The organism is Embleya sp. NPDC059237 (assembly GCF_042754105.1).
In the GTDB taxonomy this organism is placed as follows: domain Bacteria; phylum Actinomycetota; class Actinomycetes; order Streptomycetales; family Streptomycetaceae; genus Embleya.
In genome coordinates this window covers 328,780-353,380 of sequence record NZ_JBHZAE010000012.1, presented here as the reverse complement: position 1 = coordinate 353,380, position 24,601 = coordinate 328,780, and the positions used below count along the sequence as shown (strand labels likewise).

Annotated in this window: 20 protein-coding genes and 1 pseudogene; 19 read left to right on the top strand and 2 right to left on the bottom strand. The window is 70.6% G+C overall.

What is annotated here, in order from left to right; genetic code table 11:
• Positions 1-147 (bottom strand): transposase (locus ACFXKZ_RS33835; RefSeq protein WP_380005604.1); only part of this gene is annotated, 147 nt, incomplete at its 3' end.
• Between the two features lie 1,499 nt (positions 148-1,646).
• Between ACFXKZ_RS33835 and ACFXKZ_RS33830 the strand changes: the two genes are divergently transcribed.
• The 19 genes and pseudogenes from ACFXKZ_RS33830 (at position 1,647) to ACFXKZ_RS33740 (ending at position 23,893) form a co-directional block, all read left to right on the top strand.
• Positions 1,647-2,006 carry an NADH-quinone oxidoreductase subunit A gene (locus ACFXKZ_RS33830; protein ID WP_360308554.1) on the top strand — a complete coding sequence of 120 codons (360 nt, stop codon included), beginning with the start codon at positions 1,647-1,649 and terminating at the stop codon, positions 2,004-2,006.
• 86 nt (positions 2,007-2,092) lie between these two features.
• Positions 2,093-2,629 (top strand): annotated as a pseudogene (locus ACFXKZ_RS33825) (NuoB/complex I 20 kDa subunit family protein); the annotation flags it as partial.
• Between the two features lie 140 nt (positions 2,630-2,769).
• A complete protein-coding gene (locus ACFXKZ_RS33820; RefSeq protein WP_380005573.1) occupies positions 2,770-3,519 on the top strand; it encodes an NADH-quinone oxidoreductase subunit C in 750 nt (249 codons plus the stop codon).
• On the top strand, positions 3,519-4,856 hold the full coding sequence (locus ACFXKZ_RS33815; protein WP_380005571.1) for an NADH-quinone oxidoreductase subunit D: 1,338 nt from the start codon (positions 3,519-3,521) through the stop codon (positions 4,854-4,856). Before ACFXKZ_RS33820 ends, ACFXKZ_RS33815 begins: the two co-directional genes overlap by 1 nt.
• Positions 4,853-5,731 carry an NADH-quinone oxidoreductase subunit NuoE gene (nuoE, locus tag ACFXKZ_RS33810; protein WP_380005569.1) on the top strand — a complete coding sequence of 293 codons (879 nt, stop codon included), beginning with the start codon at positions 4,853-4,855 and terminating at the stop codon, positions 5,729-5,731. Before ACFXKZ_RS33815 ends, nuoE begins: the two co-directional genes overlap by 4 nt.
• Complete coding sequence (gene nuoF, locus ACFXKZ_RS33805) at positions 5,728-7,065, top strand: NADH-quinone oxidoreductase subunit NuoF (protein ID WP_380005567.1); 1,338 nt, start codon at positions 5,728-5,730, stop codon at positions 7,063-7,065. Before nuoE ends, nuoF begins: the two co-directional genes overlap by 4 nt.
• Before the next feature lies 1 nt (position 7,066).
• Positions 7,067-9,622, top strand: coding sequence for an NADH-quinone oxidoreductase subunit G (locus ACFXKZ_RS33800; RefSeq protein WP_380005565.1), 2,556 nt, complete (start codon positions 7,067-7,069; stop codon positions 9,620-9,622).
• Between the two features lie 11 nt (positions 9,623-9,633).
• Entirely contained in the window at positions 9,634-10,968 is a 1,335-nt protein-coding gene (gene nuoH, locus ACFXKZ_RS33795; RefSeq protein ID WP_380005602.1) for an NADH-quinone oxidoreductase subunit NuoH, read from the top strand.
• Positions 10,969-10,972: 4 nt separating this feature from the next.
• The gene (gene nuoI / locus ACFXKZ_RS33790) at positions 10,973-11,557 is read left to right on the top strand and encodes an NADH-quinone oxidoreductase subunit NuoI (RefSeq protein WP_380005563.1); all 585 of its coding nucleotides are present in this window, start codon (positions 10,973-10,975) and stop codon (positions 11,555-11,557) included.
• The gene (locus ACFXKZ_RS33785) at positions 11,554-12,546 is read left to right on the top strand and encodes an NADH-quinone oxidoreductase subunit J (RefSeq protein WP_380005561.1); all 993 of its coding nucleotides are present in this window, start codon (positions 11,554-11,556) and stop codon (positions 12,544-12,546) included. The genes nuoI and ACFXKZ_RS33785 overlap by 4 nt, the downstream gene beginning before the upstream one ends.
• Positions 12,543-12,842 carry an NADH-quinone oxidoreductase subunit NuoK gene (gene nuoK / locus ACFXKZ_RS33780; RefSeq protein WP_020549317.1) on the top strand — a complete coding sequence of 100 codons (300 nt, stop codon included), beginning with the start codon at positions 12,543-12,545 and terminating at the stop codon, positions 12,840-12,842. Before ACFXKZ_RS33785 ends, nuoK begins: the two co-directional genes overlap by 4 nt.
• Positions 12,843-12,948: 106 nt before the next feature.
• The gene (nuoL, locus tag ACFXKZ_RS33775) at positions 12,949-14,847 is read left to right on the top strand and encodes an NADH-quinone oxidoreductase subunit L (RefSeq protein WP_380005600.1); all 1,899 of its coding nucleotides are present in this window, start codon (positions 12,949-12,951) and stop codon (positions 14,845-14,847) included.
• Between the two features lie 64 nt (positions 14,848-14,911).
• The gene (locus tag ACFXKZ_RS33770) at positions 14,912-16,549 is read left to right on the top strand and encodes an NADH-quinone oxidoreductase subunit M (RefSeq protein WP_380005559.1); all 1,638 of its coding nucleotides are present in this window, start codon (positions 14,912-14,914) and stop codon (positions 16,547-16,549) included.
• A 2-nt stretch (positions 16,550-16,551) separates the two neighbouring features.
• Positions 16,552-18,138, top strand: a complete 1,587-nt coding sequence (gene nuoN / locus ACFXKZ_RS33765) for an NADH-quinone oxidoreductase subunit NuoN (RefSeq protein ID WP_078975801.1) — start codon at positions 16,552-16,554, stop codon at positions 18,136-18,138.
• Positions 18,139-18,181: 43 nt separating this feature from the next.
• Entirely contained in the window at positions 18,182-19,192 is a 1,011-nt protein-coding gene (locus tag ACFXKZ_RS33760; RefSeq protein WP_380005557.1) for a polyprenyl synthetase family protein, read from the top strand.
• Positions 19,193-19,397: 205 nt separating this feature from the next.
• On the top strand, positions 19,398-20,474 hold the full coding sequence (locus ACFXKZ_RS33755) for an outer membrane lipoprotein carrier protein LolA (RefSeq protein ID WP_380005555.1): 1,077 nt from the start codon (positions 19,398-19,400) through the stop codon (positions 20,472-20,474).
• Positions 20,471-21,424 (top strand): ATP-binding cassette domain-containing protein, encoded by a 954-nt coding sequence (locus ACFXKZ_RS33750; protein WP_380005553.1) that lies wholly within the window; start codon positions 20,471-20,473, stop codon positions 21,422-21,424. Before ACFXKZ_RS33755 ends, ACFXKZ_RS33750 begins: the two co-directional genes overlap by 4 nt.
• Positions 21,411-22,340, top strand: coding sequence for an ABC transporter permease (locus ACFXKZ_RS33745; protein ID WP_380005551.1), 930 nt, complete (start codon positions 21,411-21,413; stop codon positions 22,338-22,340). The genes ACFXKZ_RS33750 and ACFXKZ_RS33745 overlap by 14 nt, the downstream gene beginning before the upstream one ends.
• A 143-nt stretch (positions 22,341-22,483) precedes the next feature.
• Positions 22,484-23,893: a S8 family serine peptidase gene (locus tag ACFXKZ_RS33740; protein ID WP_380005549.1), complete on the top strand. Its 1,410-nt coding sequence runs from the start codon at positions 22,484-22,486 to the stop codon at positions 23,891-23,893.
• Between the two features lie 23 nt (positions 23,894-23,916).
• On the opposite strand, the gene ACFXKZ_RS33735 is transcribed toward ACFXKZ_RS33740, so the two are convergent.
• On the bottom strand, positions 23,917-24,453 hold the full coding sequence (locus ACFXKZ_RS33735; RefSeq protein ID WP_380005547.1) for a DUF6058 family natural product biosynthesis protein: 537 nt from the start codon (positions 24,451-24,453) through the stop codon (positions 23,917-23,919).
• Between the last annotated feature and the right edge of the window lie 148 nt (positions 24,454-24,601).

Below are 24,601 nucleotides of genomic sequence, written 5' to 3'. Positions count from 1 at the left end.
GACGGACCTGCGGTATTGCGCGACCCAGTTCCCGAGCGTGGTGTCGTTGACACCCAGCTCGCGCGCGACCTGGATGATCGGACGGGGGCCGTCCAACACCAGGCGAACGGCTTCGTCCTTGAACTGCTGCGTATATCTCTTCGGCACGTGCTTTCTCTTTCCGGTTCCCTACAACCCTACGCGGGTCGCTGTCCGGAAGATCAAGGGCACCTCAGGGTTCGAAACCGGATCGCGATGGGTGGTTGCGGGCTTCGAGCTTCGGTGACCTGCGGTTTCGTGGTGGTGGGGAGGAGGGTCGGGCGTCGGGTGCCGGGTTCGTGCGCTCCGGCCCCCTCGACACCGCCGCAGAGACTGAACCGCTCGATGGCAGTCGACTTCGGGTGCTGAGACCTCGCGGAGGCCGTCCGGGAGACCGAGAGTGCCCGGTGAGGGGCCAAACCGGATCCCGAGACACCTCGAACGCTCCCGCTTCGCACTGACCTGCGGTTTTCTCGCACACCGAGGCCACGACACCCCACGCCGTCCGGTTTCGTGAACTCCCGCCCCCCCACACACGCCCACCGCACCTCGAAACGCCCCACCCGACCCACCCGGGAACGCACACCCGGCGAACCCAACCCGAGCCCCCACCCCGCCGGCCGCGACCCCAAGCGCAACGCACGCCGAAACGAACCCGACCCAGTCGGGAACGCAAGCCCGGCGGAACCCAACCCGACCCCCCACCCCGCCACCCGCCGCAGGTCGCTTTTCACCCCGACCCGGGCCCCCGCCCCGACGCAAGCCCGCACCCCGAAGCCCCGCACCGCCCGGCGGCCCACCCCGCGTGCCGGACCAGGCCCGCACCGGCCGCCCGCAACCCCAAGCGCAACGCACGCCGAAACAAACCCGACCCACCCGACAACGCAAGCCCGGCGGAACCCAACCCGACCCCCCACCCCGCCACCCGCCGCAGGTCGCTTTTCACCCCGACCCGGGCCCCCGCCCCGACACAAGCCCACACCCCGAAGCCCACACCGGCAGCGGCCCACCCCACGACCCGGACCAGCCCCGCACCGGCGCTCCGCAGCTGAAGCGCGAGGCTCGCCGGAAACACCAAACCCACTCGGGGAGCTCCCAGGCGAACTCAACCCGACCCGACCGACCCGACCGACCCGACCGACCCAATCCACCCAACCCGCCCGGACCTCCGCCCCCCGCCCCCGTCAAGACCCCCATCCCGACCGCAGCGAACCTGTGTCCGTTGGTTCACGAACCCGCCGCGACGGCGTTCGGTGTCGTCTTCGTGCCACCTCCCCCGGTTGCGCTCGGTGACCGTGGGGCGCCAACCAGGCGGATCGATTATCACAACCGATCATCATCAGCCAAATTTGATGAGCTTGTGAACGGGTGGTATAGGCGATTCCCATGATCAACATCGTCCGTGAGTGGCGAACCGTTTAGGCTCCCCTATTTCTCACCCTGTGTGATTTTTGCCTGCACGCAACCGTTTCTGATCGATCATCAGGTGGTGAAGATCACACCATGATCATTCTCTACCCGTGTCGCAGATCACATCGGAAGGGGCCTAGGATGGGCGCCGTTCCGGCAGCTTGTGAACCCGGTCACATGCGTGGCTTCGGGGGACTGAGAAGGGAGATGGGAGCGCGGTGAACCTGTACGCGCCGATCCTCGTGCTCGGGGGCATTGCCCTGGCCTTCGGACTGGTCTCCCTCGTGATGGGGGCGCTCACCGGGCCCAAGCGCTACAACCGGGCCAAGCTCGAGGCCTACGAATGTGGCATCGAGCCGACCCCGCAGCCGGTCGGCGGCGGGCGATTCCCGGTCAAGTACTACCTGACGGCGATGCTCTTCATCGTCTTCGACATCGAGATCGTCTTCCTCTACCCGTGGGCCGTCTACTTCGACTCGCTGGGGATGTTCGGTCTCGTCGAGATGGTCCTGTTCGTGGCCGCGGTCTTCGTCGCCTACGCCTACCTCTGGCGGCGCGGCGGCCTGGAGTGGGACTGAGCGACGACATGGCACGTACACACACCGAGGGCCCGATCAGCCAAGCCCAGGCTTCCCCCAACGACTGACGGAGAGAGGGCATCCGCGTGGGTATCGAGGAGAAGCTGCCCAGCGGCTTCCTGTTGAGCACCGTGGAAGGGCTGGCCGGCTACTTCCGCAAGGGATCGTTCTGGCCGGCCACGTTCGGACTCGCGTGCTGCGCGATCGAGATGATGGCGACCGGCGCCGGCCGCTACGACCTGGCCCGCTTCGGCATGGAGGTCTTCCGGGCCTCGCCGCGCCAGGCCGACCTGATGATCGTCGCCGGGCGGGTCAGCCAGAAGATGGCGCCGGTCCTGCGGCAGATCTACGACCAGATGCCCAACCCCAAGTGGGTGTTGTCGATGGGCGTTTGTGCCTCGTCGGGCGGCATGTTCAACAACTACGCGATCGTCCAGGGCGTCGACCACGTGGTGCCGGTGGACATCTACCTCCCCGGCTGTCCGCCCCGGCCCGAGATGCTGATGGACGCGATCATCAAGCTCCGCGAGGAGATCCAGGCGATGCCGCTGGGCGTCAACCGCGAGAAGGCCGCCCGCGCCGCCGAACAGGCCGCCATGAAGGCGCTGCCCACCATCGAGATGCTCCCCGCGAGCGCCCGCCGCGGCGCCCACGAACTCGACCCCGGCATCCCGGTCGGCCACGCGCACACCGGTCACGCGCACGCCGGTCACAACCACACCGGCCACACCCCCGCGAACCACACCCAGGACGGGGCCGCCCGATGAGCACCCCCGAGGAGAAGGCCCAGCTCCCCACCCCCCGCGACACCCACGGCGAGCCCATCGGCGAGACCGTCGAGGTCCGGCGCGGCATGTTCGGCGCCGCCGGCTCCGGCGACACCTCCGGCTACGGCAAGCTCGTCCGTACCGTCGCCTTTCCCGGCCCCGCCGCCCGCCCCTACGGCGGCCCGCGCGGAACCGCGGACGGCGAGGGCGAGTTCGACCTCGTCGCCGACGAACTCTCCGGCGCCCTCGCGGAGGCCGGCATCGAGTTCGACCAGGCGATCGAGAAGGTCGTGGTCGACCGCGGCGAGATCACCTTCCACGTGCGCCGCGAGTCGTTGCCCCGGGTCGCGCTGACCCTGCGCAACGACCCGGCGCTGCGCTTCGAGCTGTGCACCGGCGTGTCCGGCACCCACTACCCCCAGGAGGCCGGCCGCGAGCTGCACGCGGTCTACCACCTGCGCTCGATCACCCACAATCGGGCGCTGCGGCTGGAGGTCTCGGCCCCCGACGCGGACCCGCACGTACCGTCCCTGGTGAGCGTGTATCCCGCGCTCGACTGGCACGAGCGCGAGACCTACGACTTCTTCGGCCTGATCTTCGACGGCCACCCCGCGCTCACGCGCATCCTCATGCCGGACGACTGGCCCGGCCACCCGCAGCGGAAGGACTACCCGCTCGGCGGCGTGCCCGTCGAGTACAAGGGCGCCCAGATCCCGCCGCCCGACCAGCGGAGGTCGTACAACTGATGTCCGATCAGACAACGACACCCCCATCCGCCGCATACGCGCGGGAGACCACCGAGGGCCGGGTCTACACGGTCACCGGCTCCGACTGGGACGAAGTGGTCCAGGCCGCGGCGGACGCCGAAGAGCGCATCGTCGTCAACATGGGCCCGCAACACCCGTCCACACACGGCGTGTTGCGGCTGATCCTGGAGATCGACGGGGAAAGCGTCACCGAGGCCCGCTGCGGGATCGGCTACCTGCACACCGGGATCGAGAAGAACCTGGAGTTCCGCACCTGGACCCAGGGCGTCACCTTCGTGACGCGCATGGACTACCTGATGCCGCTGCACAACGAGACGGCCTACTGCCTCGCGGTGGAGAAGCTGCTCGGCATCACCGACCAGGTGCCCGAACGCGCGCAGGTGATCCGGGTCCTGCTGATGGAGCTCAACCGCATCTCCTCGCACATGGTCTGCCTGGCCACCGGCGGCATGGAGATCGGCGCGCTCACCGTGATGACCTTCGGGTTCCGCGACCGCGAACTGATCCTCGACGTCTTCGAGATGATCACCGGGCTCCGGATGAACCACGCCTACATCCGCCCCGGCGGCCTGGCCCAGGACCTGCCGCCCGGCGCCGTGGACAAGATCCGCGAGCTGGTCAACATCCTCCCCGGCCGGATCCACGAGTACGAACTGCTGCTCAACGACAACGCCATCTTCAAGGGCCGCACCCAGGGCATCGGCTACCTCGACCTGGCCGGCTGCATGGCCCTCGGGCTGACCGGCCCGGTGCTGCGCTCCACCGGCCTGCCGCACGACCTGCGCAAGACGCAGCCGTACTGCGGCTACGAGAACTACGAGTTCGACGTCGCCACCGCCGACTCCTGCGACTCCTGGGGCCGATACCTGATCCGCATCGAGGAGATGAAGCAGTCGCTGCGGATCGTCGAGCAGTGCCTGGACCGGCTGGCCCCCGGACCGGTGATGGTGGCCGACAAGAAGATCGCCTGGCCCGCGCAATTGGCCCTGGGCACCGACGGGTTGGGCAACTCGCCGGCGCACATCAAGAACATCATGGGCACCTCGATGGAATCCCTCATCCACCACTTCAAGCTGGTGACCGAGGGCTTCCGGGTGCCGCCCGGCCAGGTCTACAGCGCGATCGAATCACCCCGGGGCGAACTGGGGGTCCACGCGGTCAGCGACGGCGGCACCCGCCCCTACCGCGTGCACTTCCGCGACCCCTCCTTCAACAACCTGCAGGCCATGGCCGCGATGTGCGAGGGCGGCCAGGTGGCGGACGTGATCGTGGCAGTGGCGGGGATCGACCCCGTCATGGGAGGTGTCGACCGATGAGTACGGACCTGGGCATGCCGATGCCCCCGGCGAAGCCGGCTCCGCCGTACCCGCCCGAGGTGCGCGCGCGTCTGGAGGTGGACGCGAAGGAGGTGATCGGCCGCTACCCGCAGTCCCGTTCGGCGCTGCTGCCGCTGCTGCACCTGGTGCAGGCCGAAGAGGGCTACGTCACCGGCACCGGCATCGAGTTCTGCGCCGACATCCTCGGCCTGACCACCGCCGAGGTCTCCGCCGTCGCCACCTTCTACACGATGTACCGGCGGCGCCAGGGCGGCGACTTCCACGTCGGCGTGTGTACCAACACGCTGTGCGCGGTGATGGGCGGCGACGAGATCTTCGCGAGCCTGAAGGACCACCTCGGCATCGGCAACAAGGAGACCACCGCCGACGGTGTGGTCACCCTGGAGCACATCGAATGCAACGCGGCCTGCGACTACGCGCCCGTGGTGATGGTCAACTGGGAGTTCTTCGACGACGCGACCCCGCAGTCGGCCAGGGAACTCGTCGACGACCTGCGCGCCGGCAAGGACGCGGTACCCACCCGCGGCGCCCGACTGTGCACCTTCCGCGACACCTCGCGGATCCTGGCCGGCTTCCCCGACGAGCGCCCCGGCGCGGTGGACGAGGGCGGCGCCGGCGGCGCGGCCAGCCTGGTGGGCCTGCGGATCGCCAACGGCACGCACACCGACGACGCGCCCCGATCCACGACCGCGACCGTGCCCGGCTCCCGCAGCGCGACCCAGGGCGGCGCGAACGAGACACCGCCCGCCCCGAGTTCGCACGACGCCCCGGCGCGCACCGCCGAGTCCGACCCGGCCCACCCCGCGCCTCCCGCCGGGAACGCGCCCGACCAGGACGGGGACCAGGCGCCGTGACCGAGACCTCCCTCCTCACCCCCGTGCTCTCCGCGAACTGGGACGAGCACCGGCCGTGGACGCTGGATACCTACCGGCGCGGCGGCGGCTACGAGGGCCTGCGCAAGGCGCTGGCCATGCACCCCGACGAGGTGATCCAGACCGTCAAGGACTCCGGTCTGCGCGGTCGCGGCGGCGCGGGCTTCCCCACCGGCATGAAGTGGGGCTTCATCCCGCAAAACGACGGCAAGCCGCACTACCTCGTGGTCAACGCGGACGAATCCGAGCCGGGAACCTGCAAGGACATCCCGCTCATGTACGCCAACCCGCACGTGCTGATCGAGGGCGTGATCATCGCGTCCTACGCGATCCGCTCCGGGCACGCCTTCATCTACGTCCGCGGCGAGGTCGTCCCGGTGCTTCGCCGGCTGCACGCCGCGGTCCGCGAGGCGTACGCGGCCGGCTATCTCGGCAAGAACGTGCTCGGCTCGGGCTTCGACCTCGAACTCACCGTGCACGCGGGCGCCGGCGCGTACATCTGCGGCGAGGAGACCGCGCTGCTCGACTCGCTGGAGGGCCGCCGGGGCCAGCCCCGACTGCGCCCGCCGTTCCCCGCCGTGGCCGGCCTGTACGCGTCGCCCACCTGCGTGAACAACGTCGAGTCGATCGCCTCGGTGCCGCCGATCCTGAACAAGGGCGTCGAGTGGTTCCGCTCGATGGGCTCGGAGAAGTCGCCCGGGTTCACGCTGTACTCGCTGTCCGGACACGTCACCCGACCCGGCCAGTACGAGGCCCCGCTCGGTGTCACGCTGCGCCAACTCCTGGACCTGGCGGGCGGGGTGCGAGCCGGACACCGGATCAAGTTCTGGACGCCCGGCGGCTCGTCCACGCCGATGTTCACCGACGAGCACCTGGACGTGCCGCTCGACTACGAGGGCGTCGGCGCGGCCGGCTCCATGCTCGGCACCAAGGCGCTGCAGATCTTCGACGAGACCGTGTGCGTGGTGCGCGCGGTGCTGCGCTGGACCGAGTTCTACGAGCACGAGTCCTGCGGCAAGTGCACCCCGTGCCGCGAAGGCACCTACTGGCTCACCCAACTGCTCACCCGCCTGGAGCACGGCGAGGGCACCGAGGAGGACCTGGAGACGTTGCTCGACGTCGCCGACAACATCCTCGGCAAGTCCTTCTGCGCCCTCGGCGACGGCGCGGCGAGCCCGATCCAGTCCTCGCTCAAGTACTTCCGCGACGAATACCTCGCGCACTTCGAGCACGGCGGCTGTCCGTTCGACACCGCGGCATCCACCGCGTGGGCGACGACGGCCCCCGCTTCCACCGGGGCAGGAGCGCACAGCTGACATGACAGTCACGACCAACACCCCCGCGGGTGGGCCGCCGGCCCCCAAGCCGGAGGACCTCGTCACCATCTCGGTGGACGGGATCGACGTCTCGGTGCCCAAGGGCACCCTGGTGATCCGGGCCGCCGAGCTGATCGGCATCCAGATCCCCAGGTTCTGCGACCACCCGCTGCTCGACCCGGTCGGCGCCTGCCGGCAGTGCCTGGTCGACGTCGAGGGCCAGCGCAAACCGCTCGCGTCCTGCACCACCACCGTCACCGACGGCATGGTCGTCCGCACCCAGCTCACCTCCCCGGTCGCGAAGAAGTCGCAGGACGGGGTGATGGAACTGCTGCTGATCAACCACCCCCTGGACTGCCCCGTCTGCGACAAGGGCGGCGAATGCCCGCTCCAGAACCAGGCGATGGGCGCCGGCCGGGCGACCTCCCGCTTCACCGAGGTCAAGCGCACCTTCCCCAAGCCGCTGCGGATCTCCTCCGAGGTGCTGCTCGACCGCGAGCGCTGTGTGCTCTGCGCCCGCTGCACCCGCTTCTCCGAGCAGGTCGCGGGCGACCCGTTCATCGCGCTGATCGAACGCGGCGCGCTCCAACAGGTCGGCATCTACGAGAAGCAACCCTTCGAGTCCTACTTCTCCGGCAACACCATCCAGATCTGCCCGGTCGGCGCCCTCACCTCGGCCGCGTACCGCTTCCGCGCCCGGCCGTTCGACCTGGTGTCCTCGCCGACCACGTGCGAGCACTGCGCGTCCGGGTGCTCGCTGCGCGCCGACCACCGCCGGGGCAAGGTGCTGCGCCGACTCGCGGGCGACGAGCCCGAGGTCAACGAGGAATGGAACTGCGACAAGGGCCGCTTCGCGTTCCGCTACGCCACCCGTCAGGACCGGCTCACCTCCCCATTGATCCGGGACGAGGAGAGTGGCGAACTGGTTCCCGCGTCCTGGTCCGAGGCACTGGGCGTGGCCGCGCGCGGGCTGGCCGCCGCGCGGGGCAGCGCCGGGGTCCTGGTCGGCGGCCGGGCAACCCTCGAAGACGCCTACGCGTACGGCAAGTTCGCCCGGGTCGCGCTCGACAGCAACGACATCGACTTCCGCGCCCGCGAACACTCCGCCGAGGAGGCCGAGTTCCTGGCCCAGCGGGTGGCCGGCACCGGGCTCGGGGTCACCTACGCCGACCTGGAGAAGGCCCCCGGCGTACTCCTGGTCGGCTTCGAACCCGAGGACGAGTCGCCGATCGTCTTCCTGCGGCTGCGCAAGGCCTCCCGCAAGGGTCTGAAGGTATACGGCGTCGCGCCGTTCGCCTCCTCCGGGCTGACCCGGATGGGCGGCACGCTGCTGCGGGCCGCCCCCGGCACCGAGACCGAATGGCTTTCCGCCCTCGCCGACCCTGAGGTCGCCGGCGAACCGGCCCGCGGCGCGGCCGAGGTGTTGCGCAAGCCGGGCGCGGTGGTGCTGCTCGGCGAACGCCTCGCCGGCGTGCCGGGCGCCCTCGCCGCGGCGAGCGCGCTGGCCGCGCGCACCGGCGCCCGACTCGCCTGGGTGCCCCGGCGCGCGGGCGAGCGCGGCGCGGCGGACGCGGGCGCGCTGTACAACCTGCTGCCGGGCGGCCGGCCGATCGAGCACCCCGAGGCCCGCGCCGAGGTGGCCGCCGCCTGGGGGGTCGCCGCCCTGCCCGCCGGCTACGGCCTGGACACCACCGCGATCCTGACCGCCGTCCGCGAACAGCGCCTGGCCGCCCTCGTGGTCGGCGGCGTCGAGGTGGACGACCTGCCCGACCCGACCGCCGCGCTGGCCGCCCTGGACGCGGCCCGCTTCGTGGTCAGCCTCGAACTGCGGCACAGCGCGGTCACCGAACGCGCCGACGTGGTCTTCCCCGTCGCCGCCGCCGCCGAGAAGCCCGGCACCTTCGTCGACTGGGAGGGCCGCGAACGCCCGTTCGCCACCGTCCTGAAGAAGGACCAACTCGGCGGCGACCTGGCCGCGGTCATGTCCGACCTGCGGGTGCTGGACGCGATCGCCGAGGCGATGGCCGAACAGTGCGAGGGCACCCCGATCGAGCTGCCCTCGCTCACCGCCGCCCGGCGCGAGCTGCGCCGCCTCGGCCGGTGGACCGGCGAGCGCGGCCCGGCCCCCGAGGGCCGCGCCCGCGAACTCCCGCGCCCCGGCGCGGGCGAGGCCGTACTCGCCTCCTGGCGCCTGCTCCTGGACGAGGGGCGCGGCCAGGACGGCGAACCCCATCTGGCGGGCACCCGGCGCGCGCCGGTGGTCCGGCTCTGCGCGTCCACGGCCGCCGAGATCGGCGCCGAGGACGGCGGCGGCGTCACCGTGACCTCGTTGCACGGGGAGGTCACGTTGCCGCTGCGCATCACCGACATGACCGAGCGCGTGGTGTTCCTGCCCGCGAACTCGCCCGGCTCCCCGGTGCGTCGCGCACTGCGGGTCGCCCCCGGCGAGGTGGTCCGGATCCGCCCGGCGGTGCTCGACCTCGCGTCCGCGCAGGGCCCGCCCGACAACACCGGCCTCAACGGTCGGACCGCACACGTTCATGAGGAGGAGCGGTGACGGACAGCGGCATGCAGCTCGCCGCGGTCGGGTTCGGTACCGACGTCTGGTGGCTGATCCTGCTCAAGGCGGTGCTCATCTTCGCGTTCTGCGTCGTCATGACGCTGTTCGCGATCTGGTGGGAACGCAAGGTCGTGGCCTGGATGCAGATGCGCATCGGGCCCAAGTACACCGGCCCGCAGGGCCTGCTCCAGTCCCTCGCGGACGGCGTGAAGCTCGCGCTCAAGGAGGACATCACCGTCAAGGGCGCCGACAAGGCCGTCTACATCATCGCCCCGATCGTGGCGATGGTCCCGGCGTTCATGGCGTTCGCGGTGATCCCCTTCGGCCCCGAGGTCTCCATCTTCGGGCACCGCACCCACCTGCAACTGACCGACCTGCCGGTCGCGGTCCTCTACATCCTCGCGGTCGCGTCCGTGGGCATCTACGGCATCGTGCTCGCGGGCTGGTCCTCCGGCTCGACCTACCCGCTGCTCGGCGGGCTGCGCAGCTCGGCCCAGATGATCTCCTACGAGATCGCGATGGGCCTGTCCTTCGCGGCGGTGTTCCTCTACTCCGGCTCGATGTCCACCTCGGAGATCGTCGCCGCGCAGCAGGACACCTGGTACGCGATCCTGCTGCCGGTCTCGTTCATCATCTACGTGGTCGCGATGATCGGCGAGACCAACCGGGCGCCGTTCGACCTGCCCGAGGCCGAGGGCGAGCTGGTCGGCGGCTTCCACACCGAATACTCGTCGCTGAAGTTCGCGCTGTTCTTCCTCGCCGAGTACGTGAACATGGTCGTGGTCAGCTCGCTGGCGACCACCCTGTTCCTCGGCGGCTACCTGGCCCCCTGGCCGATCACCGCGGTGTGGGACGGCGCCAACTCCGGCTGGTGGCCGTTCCTGTGGTACTTCCTCAAGGTCCAGGCGTTCATCTTCGTCTTCATCTGGCTGCGCGGCACGCTGCCCCGGTTCCGCTACGACCAGTTCATGAAGATCGGCTGGAAGGTGCTGATCCCGCTCTCGCTGGTGTGGCTGATGCTGGTCGCCACCGTGCGCGCGCTCAAGAACGAGGGCTACGAGCAGTCCCGGATCGTGTTGTGGGTCGCGGGCGGCGTGGTCGCGCTGCTCCTGCTGTCGATCCTGTGGGACGCGGTCACCCCGAACAAGGACGCGGAGGCCGAGGAGGCCGCTGCGAAGGCCGCCGGCCCCGAAACGTTCGACCCGATGGCGGGCGGGTTCCCCGTACCGCCCATGCCGGGCCAGCAACTCCCGCCGGTGCCGCGCCGCAACGTGCGCAGACCGGAGCCGGTCGGCGCGCCGGCGGCGGAGCTCCCGGCCGACCGCACTGAAGGAGAGGCATAGACCCGTGCCCAAGTTCCTCGGACCGGTCGCGGGGTTCGGTGTCACCTTCGCGACGATGTTCAAGAAGGCGAACACCGAGTACTACCCGTACGAGAAGAAGGTCACCGCACCGCGATTCCACGGCCGGCACCAGCTCAACCGGTACGCCGACGGCCTGGAGAAGTGCATCGGCTGCGAACTGTGCGCGTGGGCGTGTCCCGCCGACGCGATCTTCGTGGAGGGTGCCGACAACACCGACGAGGAACGTTTCTCGCCCGGTGAGCGGTACGGCCGCAACTACCAGATCAACTACCTGCGCTGCATCTTCTGCGGTCTGTGCATCGAGGCCTGCCCGACCCGGGCGCTCACCATGACCAACGAGTTCGAGCTGGCCGACACCAGCCGGGCGAGCCTGATCTTCACCAAGGAACAGCTGCTCGCGCCGCTGTACGAGGGCATGGTTCCCGCGCCGCACGAGATGTACCCGGGCACCACCGACACCGACTACTACCTGGGCAAGATCACCGGAGCCGCACCCGGCACGGTGACCCAGGGGCGGCCCGGGGAGCCGGCCGAGGCGGGCGCGCAGGGGACGGAGGCGGGCCGATGAGCCCCGGAATGGACTTCGCGGCCGAGGTCACCAAGACCTCCACCGGCGAGGCGCTGCAGTTCTGGGTGCTCGCGGCCGTCGCGCTGATCGGCGCCCTGGCGACCGTCTTCATGAAGAAGGCGGTGCACAGCGCGCTCGCGCTGGTCACCACGATGATGTGCCTGGCGATCTTCTACCTGGCCCAGGGCGCGGTGTTCCTGGGCATCGTGCAGATCGTGGTCTACACCGGCGCGATCATGATGTTGTTCCTGTTCGTGCTGATGCTGGTCGGCGTCTCCTCGGTGGACTCGCTCAAGGAGACCCTCAAGGGTCAGCGGATCGCCGCCGCCGGGCTCGGCCTGGGCTTCGGCATCCTGCTGACGGCGGCCATCGCCAACGCCTCGATCACCCACTTCACCGCGCTGGCGACCAAGTCGGCGGGCAGCCGCCCGGTATACCCGGCGGAGACCGACGACGAGGCGCTGCGCGCGGTCTCCCAGGGCAACGTGCAGGGCCTGGCACACCAGATCTTCACCAAGTACATCTGGGCCTTCGAGATGACCAGCGCGCTGCTGATCACCGCGGCGGTCGGCGCGATGGTGCTCGCGCACCGCGAGCGCCTGGTGCCGCGCAAGACGCAGCGCGAGTTGTCCGAGGAGCGGGTGCGGGACAACAAGCAGGTCGCCCCGCTGCCCACGCCCGGGGTGTACGCCCGGCACAACGCGGTGGACGTACCCGCGCTGCTCCCCGACGGCAGCGTCTCGGAGTTGTCGATCAACGGCACACTGCGGGCGCGCGGTCAGATCCGCGACGTCAGCGCCGAGGCGGTGCACAGCGTGGCCGCGTTGGAGAGCGCGGGCGCCGACGATGACGACGAGGCATGGCCGGACGAGTCGGACGCACCCGCGTCCGCGCCGGTGCCCACCGCCCGCCAGGAGCACGAGGACCCCGACCCGGGCTCGGGCGACGAGGTCGGCGCCGGCGCCGGTTCGAAGGAGGGTCGCTCGTGAACCCGGTGAACTACCTGTATCTGTCCGCGCTGTTGTTCACCATCGGCGCGGCCGGGGTGCTGCTCCGGCGCAACGCGATCGTCGTGTTCATGTGCGTCGAACTGATGCTGAACGCCTGCAACCTCGCGTTCGTGACATTCGGCCGCATGCACGACAACCTCGACGGCCAGATCATCGCGTTCTTCACGATGGTCGTCGCCGCCTGCGAGGTCGTGGTCGGACTGTCCATCATCATCGCCATCTTCCGCAGCCGCCGTTCGGCCTCGGTCGACGACGCCAGCCTCATGAAGTGGTAGGTCGGAACCGGTGATCGAAACCTCCTCCCTGGCCTCCGGCGCCCTGCTCGCCAACGAGGGCGGCGGCGGGCTGCACTCCACGGCCGCCTCCGGTGCCTTCTCGGCGCTGTGGCTGGTCGTCGGACTGCCGTTGCTCGGCGCGGTGTTGCTGCTGATCGGCGGCAAGCGGACCAACCCCTTCGGACACATCCTCGCCACCGCGCTCGCCCTCGGGTCGTTCGTGGTCGGCGTAGTGATGTTCGTGACCATGCTCGACAAGTCCGGCACCGGCCGCTCGGTGGACCAGCACCTGTGGACCTGGGCGCCGGTCAACGAGTTCCAGGCCGACATCGGTCTGCACCTGGACCAGTTGTCCATGGTGTTCGTGCTGCTGATCACCGGTGTGGGCTCGCTGATCCACATCTACTCGATCGGCTACATGGCGCACGACGAGAACCGTCGGCGCTTCTTCGCCTACCTGAACCTGTTCGTCGCGGCGATGCTGCTGCTGGTGCTGGCGAACAACTACCTGCTGCTGTACGTCGGTTGGGAGGGCGTCGGGCTTGCCTCCTACCTGCTGATCGGGTTCTGGCAGCACAAGCCGAGCGCCGCGACCGCCGCCAAGAAGGCGTTCATCATGAACCGCGTCGGCGACTTCGGTCTGGCCGTGGCGATCTTCCTGATGTTCACCACGTTCGGCACCTTCTCCTTCGCGGACGTGCTCGGCGGCAGCGCGACCGCGAGCGACGGCACGATGACCGCGATCGGCCTGATGCTGCTGCTCGCCGCCTGCGGCAAGTCGGCGCAATTCCCGCTCCAGGCCTGGCTCGGCGACGCGATGGAGGGTCCGACCCCGGTCTCCGCGCTGATCCACGCGGCGACCATGGTCACCGCCGGCGTGTACCTGATCACCCGCTCGGCGGAGATCTTCAACGCCTCGCCCGATGCCCAGCTCGCGGTCACCATCGTCGGCGCGATCACCGTGCTGTTCGGGGCGATCGTGGGTTGCGCCAAGGACGACATCAAGAAGGCGCTGGCCGCCTCCACGATGAGCCAGATCGGCTACATGATCCTGGCCGCCGGTCTGGGACCGATCGGCTACGCGTTCGCGATCATGCACCTGGTCACGCACGGCTTCTTCAAGGCCGGGCTGTTCCTCGGCGCGGGCTCGGTCATGCACGGCATGAACGACGAGGTGGACATGCGCCGCTACGGCGGCCTGCGCACGTACATGCCGATCACCTTCGTCACCTTCGGCCTGGGCTATCTGGCGATCATCGGATTCCCGCTGCTGTCCGGGTTCTTCTCCAAGGACAAGATCATCGAGGCGGCGTTCGCCAAGGGCGGCACCTCCGGCTGGATCCTGGGCGCGGTCACCCTGCTGGCGGCCGGGCTCACCGCGTACTACATGACGCGCGTGATGCTGATGACCTTCTTCGGCAAGGAACGCTGGAAGGAGGCGCCCGCGGGCGCGCCGGCCGACTGGCACGAGCCGCACCCGCACGAGTCGCCGGTCTCGATGACCGGTCCGATGATCCTGCTCGCCTTCGGATCGGTGTTCGCCGGCGGCCTGTTCGCGCTGAACGACTCGTTCGTGAAGTGGCTGACCCCCGTCACCGGGTTCTCGCACGGCGACCTGCCGATGAGCGAGTGGGCGGTGACCGGCATGGCGATCGCGATGGTCGCCCTCGGCACGGCGGTCGCCTACCTCCAGTACGCCCGCCGCGAGGTGCCCTCGGTGGCGCCGGCGGCGAGCCCGGTCACCGTGGCGGCCCGCCGCGACCTGTACCAGGACGCGATCAACGAGGGCCTGGTCATGCGGCCCGGGCAGTATCTGACCCGCCTGCTCGTGTGGTTCGACAACAAGGGCGTGGACGGATTCGTCGGCGGCCTCGCGGCCTTCGTCGGCGGCACCTCGGCGCGGGTGCGCCGGGTACAGACCGGGTTCGTCCGCACGTACGCGCTGTCCATGTTCGGCGGCACGCTGCTGGTCGTGGCCTGCACGCTGATGGCTCGGATGGCGTGATGACGACGATGCCGACCCGAATTCGGATCGCCCACACGGTAGGCGTCCAGGCGGAGGGACTTCGATGAACGGCCACTTTCCCTGGCTGACGACGCTCGCGGCGCTGCCGTTCGTCGGCGGCCTGTGCGTCGCCGCCGTACCGGCCGGCAAACGCAGGCTCGCCAAGAACGTGGCGCTGCTGTTCAGCCTGCTCACGCTGGCCGTCGCCGTGGTGGTGGCGACCAAGTTCGACAACGACGGCGGACGTTTCCAGATCACCGAGAGCTATAGCTGGATCTCCTCGTTCGGGGTGCGCTGGTCGCTGGGCGTGGACGGGATCGGCCTGGTGCTGATCCTGCTCACCGCGGTGCTGATGCCGCTGCTGATCCTGGCCTCGTGGCACGACGCGGACGAGGCGCCGGTGGGCGCCGACGGCTCGGCGGGCACGGGCCGGCCCGCGCCGCGCAGCACGCACGCGTTCTTCGCGTTGATGCTGCTGGTCGAGGCGATGGTCGTGGTGTCCTTCGCGGCCACCGACGTGTTCATGTTCTACGTCTTCTTCGAAGCCATGCTGATCCCGATGTACTTCCTGATCGGCGGCTTCGGCGGCGCACAACGCTCCTACGCGGCAGTCAAGTTCCTGCTGTACAACCTGCTCGGCGGCCTGGTCATGCTGGCCGCGGTGGTGGGCCTGTACGTGGCCACCGCCAACCAGGGCATCGGCGTCGACGGGAACGGCACCTTCGACTTCGTGAAGATCTCGCAGGCGGTCGCCACCGGTCAGCTGGACATCGATCCGACCGCGGAGAAGGCGCTGTTCCTGGGCTTCATGTTCGCGTTCGCGATCAAGGCCCCGCTGTGGCCGTTCCACACCTGGCTGCCGGACACCATGACCGAGGCCACCCCCGGTGTCGCGGTCCTGGTCACCGCGATGGTGGACAAGGTCGGCACGTTCGCGATGCTCCGGTTCTGCCTGGAGATCTTCCCGAACGCGTCGAAGTACTTCGCCCCGGTGGTGATCACCCTCGCGGTGATCGGGATCATCTACGGCGCGCTGCTCGCGGTCGGCCAGACCGACATCAAGCGGCTGATCGCGTACACGTCCATCTCGCACTTCGGCTTCATCATCCTGGGCATCTTCGTGATGACCAGCCAGGGTCAGTCGGGCGCGACGCTGTACATGGTCAACCACGGCTTCTCCACCGCGGCCCTGCTGTTGATCGCGGGCTTCCTGATCTCGCGCCGCGGCAGCAAGACGATCGCCGACTTCGGCGGCGTGCAAAAGGTCGCCCCCATCCTCGCGGGTACGTTCCTGGTGGCCGGACTCGCGACCCTTTCCATGCCGGGACTTGCCCCGTTCGTCAGCGAGTTCCTGGTGTTGGTGGGCGCGTTCACGAAGTACAAGGTGGCCGCGATCTTCGCCACCACCGGCATCGTGCTCGCCGCCCTGTACGTGCTCGTCCTGTACCAACGCACGATGACCGGTCCGATCCGGCCCGGGAACGAGAAGCTTCGCGACCTGGTGCCGCGCGAACTGGCGGTCGTGGTACCGCTGATCGCGTTCCTGCTCGTGCTCGGCGTCTACCCGAAGCCGGTGCTCGACGCGGTGAATCCGGCCGTGGACCACACGCTCAGCCGGGTGGAGCAGAAGGACCCGGCGCCCACCAAGCCCATCGAACAGGCCGCGGGCACCGAGGCGCACACCACTGGAGGCTCCAAGTGAGCATGAGCACCGCCGCAACGGCAACGCTCGCCGTGACGAAGGTGGACGCGCCCACCATCGAGTACGGCAAGCTGTCGCCGGTCCTGATCATCGCGGGCGTGGCCGTGGTCGGCGTGCTGATCGAGGCGTTCCTGCCCCGACCGGCCCGCTACCGCGCCCAGCTCACCGTGGCCCTGGTCGGCATGATCGCCGCGTTCGGCGCGATCGTGTGGCTGGCCCGGGACCTGCCCGACGACCACCGGGGCAGCATCACCGCGATGGGCGCGATCGCCGTCGATGGCCCCTCGCTGTTCCTCCAGGGCACGCTGCTCCTGATCGGCATCGCCTCGGTGTTGCTGATCGGCGAGCGCAAACTGGAACCGGCCGGCGGCGACGCGTTCGCCCCGCAGGCGGCGGCTGCGCCCGGCTCGCAGCAGGAGAAGGACGCCGCGGCGGCCGGGTGGACGCAGACCGAGGTCTACCCGCTGGCCATGTTCTCGCTGGTGGGCATGCTGCTCTTCCCGGCGGCGAACGACCTGCTGATGATGTTCGTCGCGCTGGAGATCCTGTCCCTGCCGCTCTACCTGCTGTGCGGGCTGGCCCGGCGCAACCGGCTGCTCTCCCAGGAGGCCGCGCTCAAGTACTTCCTGCTCGGCGCGTTCTCCTCGGCGTTCTTCCTGTTCGGCGTGGCCATGCTCTACGGCTACTCGGGCAGCGTCTCGCTGGACAAGATCGGCGTGGCCTCGGCCGGTGCGATGGACAACGACGCGCTGTTGCTGATCGGGCTCGCGATGGTGGCGGTCGGCCTGCTGTTCAAGGTCGGCGCGGTGCCGTTCCACTCCTGGACGCCGGATGTGTACCAGGGCGCGCCGACCCCGATCACCGGGTTCATGGCGGCGGCCACCAAGGTGGCCGCGTTCGGCGCGATGATGCGCTTCTTCTACGTCGCGCTGCCGGGCATGCGCTGGGACTGGCGGCCGGTGATGATCGGCGTCGCGATCGCGACCATGGTCGCGGGCGCGGTCATCGCGATCACCCAGACCGACGTGAAGCGGCTGCTCGCCTACTCGTCGATCGCCCACGCGGGTTTCATTCTGACCGGAATGATCGCGATGAACGACGCGGGCGTGTCGTCCACGATGTTCTACCTTGTGGCCTACGGATTCGTCACTCTGGGTGCGTTCGCGGTGGTCACCCTGGTACGGGACGCCCGCGGCGAGGCGACCCATCTGTCCCACTGGGCGGGTCTGGGCAGGCGTTCCCCGCTGGTCGCAGGAGTGTTCGCACTGTTCCTGCTGGCCTTTGCCGGAATCCCGCTGACCAGCGGTTTCGCCGGAAAGTTCGCGGTCTTCCAGGCGGCGGCGCGCGGCGGTGCGGGCAGCCTCGTGGTGGTCGGTGTGCTGTGCAGCGCGATCGCCGCGTTCTTCTACGTGCGGGTCATCGTGCTGATGTTCTTCTCGGAGCCCAAGGCGGACGGTCCGACGGTCGTCGTACCGAGCGTGATGACCACCGCTGCCATCGCGCTCGGGGTAGCCGTTACCGTGGTCCTTGGCATCCTCCCGCAGCCGGTACTGGACCTCGCGGACAAGGCAGCCTTGTTCGTCCATTGAGCACGACGCAGAGACTCTGCGTGATCGACAGGAGAGAACCGTCATGGCGATCGTGGGGCCCTTCGGGCTGAGCGTCACGGACGAAACTCTCGACGCCGACATCAGGGCGGGGATGGCCGCCGTGGAGCAGGAGCTCCTGGCGGCCACCAAGAGCGAGTTCCCCTACCTGACGCAGACCTCGCGACACCTCGTCGAGGCGGGCGGCAAGCGGTTCCGGCCCCTGCTGGTGCTGCTCGCCGCCCAATTCGGCGACTGGCAGGCCCCGGGCGTGGTGCCGGCGGCGGTGGTGTGCGAACTGACGCACCTGGCCACGCTGTACCACGACGACGTGATGGACGAGGCCCCGCTGCGGCGCGGGGCGCCCAGCGCGAACTCCCGGTGGGACAACTCGGTGGCGATCCTGACCGGCGACTTCCTGTTCGCCCGGGCCTCGGAGATCGTCGCCGACCTGGGCAACGAGGCGGTGCGGATCCAGGCCCGCGCGTTCGCCCGACTGGTGACCGGCCAGATCCGCGAGACGGTCGGCCCGGCGATGGGCGACGACCCGGTCGAGCACTACCTGTCGGTGATGGCGGACAAGACCGGCTCGCTGATCGCCGCCTCGGGGCAGTTCGGCGCGATGTTCGCGGGCGCCGACGAGCACGTGGTGGACATCCTGACCCGCTACGGCGAGCGTTTCGGCGTGGCCTTCCAACTGGCCGACGACGTGCTCGACATCGCCAGCGAGGCGACCGAGTCGGGCAAGACCCCGGGCACCGATCTGCGCGAAGGGGTGCCGACGCTGCCGGTGTTGCACCTGCGTGCGGGGGTGGCCGGCTCGTCCCCGGCGGCCGACCGGCACCTGCTCGAACTGCTCGACGGCCCGATCACGGACGACGACGAGCACGCGGAGGCACTGGCGCTGCTGCGCGCGCACCCGGCGCTCGCGAAGGCCCGTGAGGACACTCGGCGTTATGCCGAGGCGGCTCGGGAGGTCTTGGCGCCGCTGCCGGATTGCAGCGCGAAGCGGGCCCTGTCGTCGTTGTGCGAGCTTGTGGTGGAGCGCAGCGCCTAGTTCGGTGTATCGCTGCGGATTACTCCTCGACTGCTCCCCCGGGAGTAGTGCGGGTTCCCGTGGGTCAGCTTGAAGTCCCAGGCTTTCGGGTGCGGGGCACCCCGAGGGTGACGTTTTCCGGTGACGTACGGGCGACGCCGGGTGGGTGACTCCGATGGTCCTCTTGATGTGTCGCACTGGACACTCGCATCAGGGGGCACCTGTCATGACCAGCACCACCCGCCGATCCGTGCCGTGGCGCTTCGCCGTGCCGGCCGCGATCGCCGCCGCCGCCGTCGGCGCGGTCACCATCGGACCGGCCGCGTTCGCCGACGACGGGCGACCGGGACTGCCCGACGTCACCGCCGAACAACTCGTCGCCAAGGTCGCCGCGGCGCGGGCCGACGCGCTGACCGGCACCGTCCGCATCGACACCGACCTGGGCCTGCCGACCCTCCCGGGCAAGGGCGGCGGCGGCCCGCAGGCGCTGCTCTCGGGCACCAACAAGCTCCAGGTGGCCCTGGACGGCCCGGACCGGCAGCGGATCGGCATCATGGCCGATCTGTCCGAGTACAACGTCGTGCACAACGGCCGCGACGTGTGGACCTACGACAGCCGCGCGCACGCCGTGACGCACGCCACGATCGACGCGACGCGCCCCGATGTGGCGTCGCTGGTGCCGACCACCCCGCAGGACGCGGCCCGCCAACTGCTCGACCTGGTCGGCCCGAGCACCGACGTCCGGATCGACGGCACCGCCCGGGTCGCCGGGCACGACGTGTACAAGCTGCGCTTCGCGCCCAAGGCGCAGGGCAGCCTGATCGCCGCCGCGACGGTGTTCGTGGACGCGAGGACCGGGGTGCCGCTGCGGGTCACCGTGGACACCGTCAAGGGCGGCAAGCCGGCCGTCGACATCGGCTTCGAGGAGGTCTCCTACGACAGGCCGGCCGCCGGGACGTTCGACTTCAAGCCGCCGGCCGGCGCCCGGGTCACCGAGGCCCCCGCGCACGAGGCGGCGCCCGGGAAGCCCACCGCACCGCCGGCGCCGAACGGCGAGCGGCCCGCCCCCGGTCTGCTGGGTGAGGGGTGGACCACCGTGGTCGAACTGCCCGCCGGGGCCAAGGGCCAGGACGGCAAGGACGGCAAGGATGTCACCGGGTTGCTCGGCAAGCTGGGCAAGCCGGTGCCGGGTGGGACGCTGATCAACACCCGGTTGCTGAACGTGTTGACCACCGACTCGGGCCGGGTCTTCGCCGGCGCGGTCGACGCGGACACGCTCCAGCGGATCGCGGCACAGCGATGACCGCGTCCACGGCGGTCGGAACCGCGGCGATCCGTACCGAGGGGCTGTCCAAGCGCTACGGCCGGGACCGGCTCGCCGTGGACGGCCTCGACCTGACCGTTCCGGCCGGCTCCGTCTTCGGGTTCCTCGGGCCCAACGGATCCGGCAAGACCACCACCATCCGGATGTTGCTCGGGCTGATCCGGCCCACCGGCGGCACCGTCACCCTGCTCGACGGCCCCATGCCGGCGGCCGTCGGGCAGGTCCTGCCCCGGGTCGGCGCGCTGATCGAGGGCCCGGCCCACTACGGCTTCCTGACCGGTCGGCAGAACCTGGACCGGCTGGACGCCGCCGACCCCACGTCCGACCCCCGGACCCGCGACGCCCGAGTGGACGCGGCGTTGGCGAAGGTCGGCCTGACCGCGGTGGCCGGCCGCAAGGCGCGGGCGTACTCGCTCGGCATGAAGCAGCGGCTCGGCATCGCCTCCGCGCTGCTGCGCCCGCGCGACCTGCTGGTCCTGGACGAGCCGACCAACGGCCTTGACCCGCAGGGGATGCGCGAGATCCGCACGCTGATCCGCGGGTTGGCCGCGGACGGCACCACGGTGTTCCTGTCCTCGCATCTGCTGGACGAGATCGAGCAGGTGTGCACGGACGTCGCGGTGATGAGCCACGGGCGGCTGATCACCCAGGGCACCGTCGAATCGTTGCGCGCCGGCACCCGGGCCCGCCTGCTCGTCACGACTCCCGACGCGGAGGCGGCGGTCGTGGTGTTGCGGCGGCTCGGCGCGACCGACGTGGTCACCACCGACGACGGGGTGGAGGCCGACCCGCCCACGCTGGAGCCGGACGAGATCTGCGCGGCGCTGGTGCGCGCCGACATCCGGGTCCGATCGTTCACCCTCGCGCGGCCGTCCCTGGAGGACGCGTTCGTCGCCCTGACCGGGGAAGGCTTCGATGTCACCGACTGACGCACTGCCCAAGACGGGTGTCCTGTCGCCCGCGTTCGGGCACTCGACGGCGGATACCGGGTCGTTCGGTGCCGAACGGCTGCCGCGGCTGCGCGGACTGATGCGCAGCGAACTGCGGTTGGTGTTCCTGCGGCCGCGGACGGCCGCGATGCTGGGCTTCCTGGCCCTGGTTCCGGTGCTGCTCGGGGTCGCGTTGCGCTACTTCCACGACGGGGGTTCCTCGCGCGGCGGCGGCGACGGCGGGACGATGGACTTCGTGAACCAGGTCACCGGCAACGGGCTGTTCCTGGTCTTCGCATCGCTGGCCGCCGCGTTGCCGTTCTTCCTGCCGATGACCGTCGGCGTGGTCGCGGGCGACTCGATCGCGGGGGAGGCGCACGGCGGGACGCTGCGCTACCTGCTGGTCGCGCCGGCCGGGCGGACCCGGCTGCTCCTGGTGAAGTTCGCCGGCGTGCTGACGTTCTGTCTGGCCGCGACGCTCACCATCGCGCTGTCCGCGCTGGCGGTCGGCGCGGCGCTGTTCCCGATGGGCGATGTGCCGCTGCTGACCGGGGATTCGATCTCGATGGTCGAGGCGTCGTGGCGGGCGGTGTTGATCGCGCTGTGCGTGGCCGCCTCGCTGGTCGGCCTGGCCGCGATCGGGCTGTTCGTGTCCACGCTGACCACGGTGCCGGTGGCGGCGATGGCGACCACGGTCGGCGTGGTGATCGTGACCGCGATCCTGACCGGGATCCCGCAGCTGTCGGGTCTGCACCCGTGGTTGTTCACCGACGCGTGGATGAGCTTCGGGGACCTGCTGCGCAATCCGATCCCGACCGGCGAGATCCTGCGCAACCTCGGGATGCAGGCGGCGTATGCGGCGGTCTTCGGCGCGGCGGCGTGGGCTCGACTGAACGAGCGCGACATCACCACGTGAGACGGGGCGCCGCGCCGGCGGGCGTCGGGTGGGCCGGGGGACCGGCTCGCGCGGCGCCCGTCGGCGTTCGGTGCCGGCGGGTGGGCAACTCGTCCGGGTGAATGCCGGGTTGGTTCGGGCGGTACGTGTGCATGTGGGCCGTCATGAGGATGCGTGTGGCGATCGCGATGGTGTCGGCGGCCGGCGTCGTGCTGCTCGGGACGGTGCCCACGCGGGCGGTGTCGGCGGCGCCGAGGAGGTCGGTCGAGGCACCCGCGGAGACCTACTCCTATCTGGTGCTGACCCGCGAGCCGGGGCCGGCCGGGACGGTGCTCGTGGAGTCGGCGGTGCGGCGGGCGGGCGGCACGGTGGTCGGGGCGTACGGGCGGATCGGGGTGGTCGTCGCGCACGGCGGGCCGGGCTTCGCGGCGGCGGTGCGCGAGCGGCCGGGCGTGGCGCGGGTGGGGGCCACCCGGACGGCGCCGATCGCGGCGCACGGTGGGCCGGCCGCGCGCGGTGGCGGCGCGGTCGAGGATCCGGCGGAGGCCGCGCAGTGGAACCTGGCCATGGTGCACGCGTACGAGGCGCAGCGGATCACCGAGGGCAGCCCCGATGTGGCGGTCGCGGTGGTCGACTCCGGGGTGGACGACCGGCATCCCGACCTGGCGCCGAACTTCGACGCGGAGTTGTCGGTGGACTGTTCGACGGGCCGGCCGATCCGGGAGGGCGCGGCGTGGCGGGCACCGCGCTCCGACCACGGGACGCACGTGGCGGGCACGATCGCGGCGGCGCGCAACGGCACCGGCGTGGTCGGGGTGGCGCCGAGGGTGCGGATCGCGGCGGTGCGGGTCGGCGACGCGGACACGATGTTCCACGCCGAGGCGAGCGTATGCGGGTTCGTGTGGCTGGCCGAGCACGCCGTGCGGGGGCTGCGGATCGCCAACCACAGCTACTACAACGACCCGTGGTGGCTGATGTGTCCGGACGACGAGGACCAGGCAGTGGCGTACGAGGGCATCCGTCGGGCGGCGGCGTACGCGGCCGAGCGTGGCGTGTTGTCGATCGCCGCGGCGGGCAACGACGACTACGACCTCGCGCACAAGACGGTGGACCCGTACAGCCCGAACGACGCGGCGAGCCGGCCGGTCCCGCCGCGCCCGGTGACCGACGCGTGTCGGATGGCGCCCGCCGAACTCCCGGGCGTGGTCACGGTCGCGGCGGTCGGCGCGGACGGTCGGCGGGCCGGCTACTCCAACACCGGCCTGGGCGTGGTGGATCTGGCCGGGCCCGGCGGGAACGGCGCGGCCGGCGGCGAGGGCGTGTTGTCCACCGCGCGCGACGGCGGGTGGGCCCGGAAGGAGGGCACCTCGATGGCGGCGCCCGCGGTGAGCGGGGTGGCCGCGCTGATCGTGTCCGAGCACCCGGAGTGGGGCCCGGACACGATCGCGGCCCGGCTGGCCGCCACCGCGACTCGGCTGCCGTGTGCGGGGTCGTGTACCGCGTCGGGGGAGATCGACTCGTTCCACGGACACGGACTGGTCGACGCGCTGCGGGCGGTGCGGCCGGGGCCCTGAGGCCGCTGGGTGTATGCCCCCGATCAGGGGGTGCGGGGGTGGCGGGCGCGGGGTGCGGTGATGTGGGTGTCGCGGGAGACCGGGCCGCCGAAGCGGAGGCGGTCGTAGGCGGTGAAGTCCGGCTCCAGGGCGTCCAGGTCGTCGATCGACCGGTGGAGTGCGGCGCGCCAGGCCGGATCGTCCGGTGCGGGAGCGGCCAGGGCGGCGTCGATCGTTGTCATCAGTTCGCTCTTGCGCCGGATCGTGGTGGGGGAGACGGAGCGCAGGCAGACGTACTGCCCGCTGAGGTAGCCGGCCCACTCCTCCTCGCCCTCGACCGGATCGGCCCAGTGCCCGACGAACCAGGCCCGGAGCCGGTCCGGGCCGCCGGCCGCGTCGGCGAGCGCGAACAGGTCGGCCGGCACCATCTCGGCCCCGTCCGAGCGCAGGTAGGAGGGCAGCGGCAGGCACCGGTCCAGCACGAGTCGGCGCACCCGTTCCGGATCCCGCCCGGTCGCCGCGCACAACTCGGTCAGCTCGACGAACTGCCGATTCACGTACGCGTCGTCGGCCGGCGTCATCGGGTGCTCCCCGTTGACCTCCCGAAACCGCGCGGCCACGGCCCGCGCGCCCGTCGAAGCCACGTGAACCCGCGTGCCGCCACCCATCCCACGCCACCTCCGCTTGCGACCGGCGACCCTCGGCCCACGGACCGGACCGGGCCCGCCG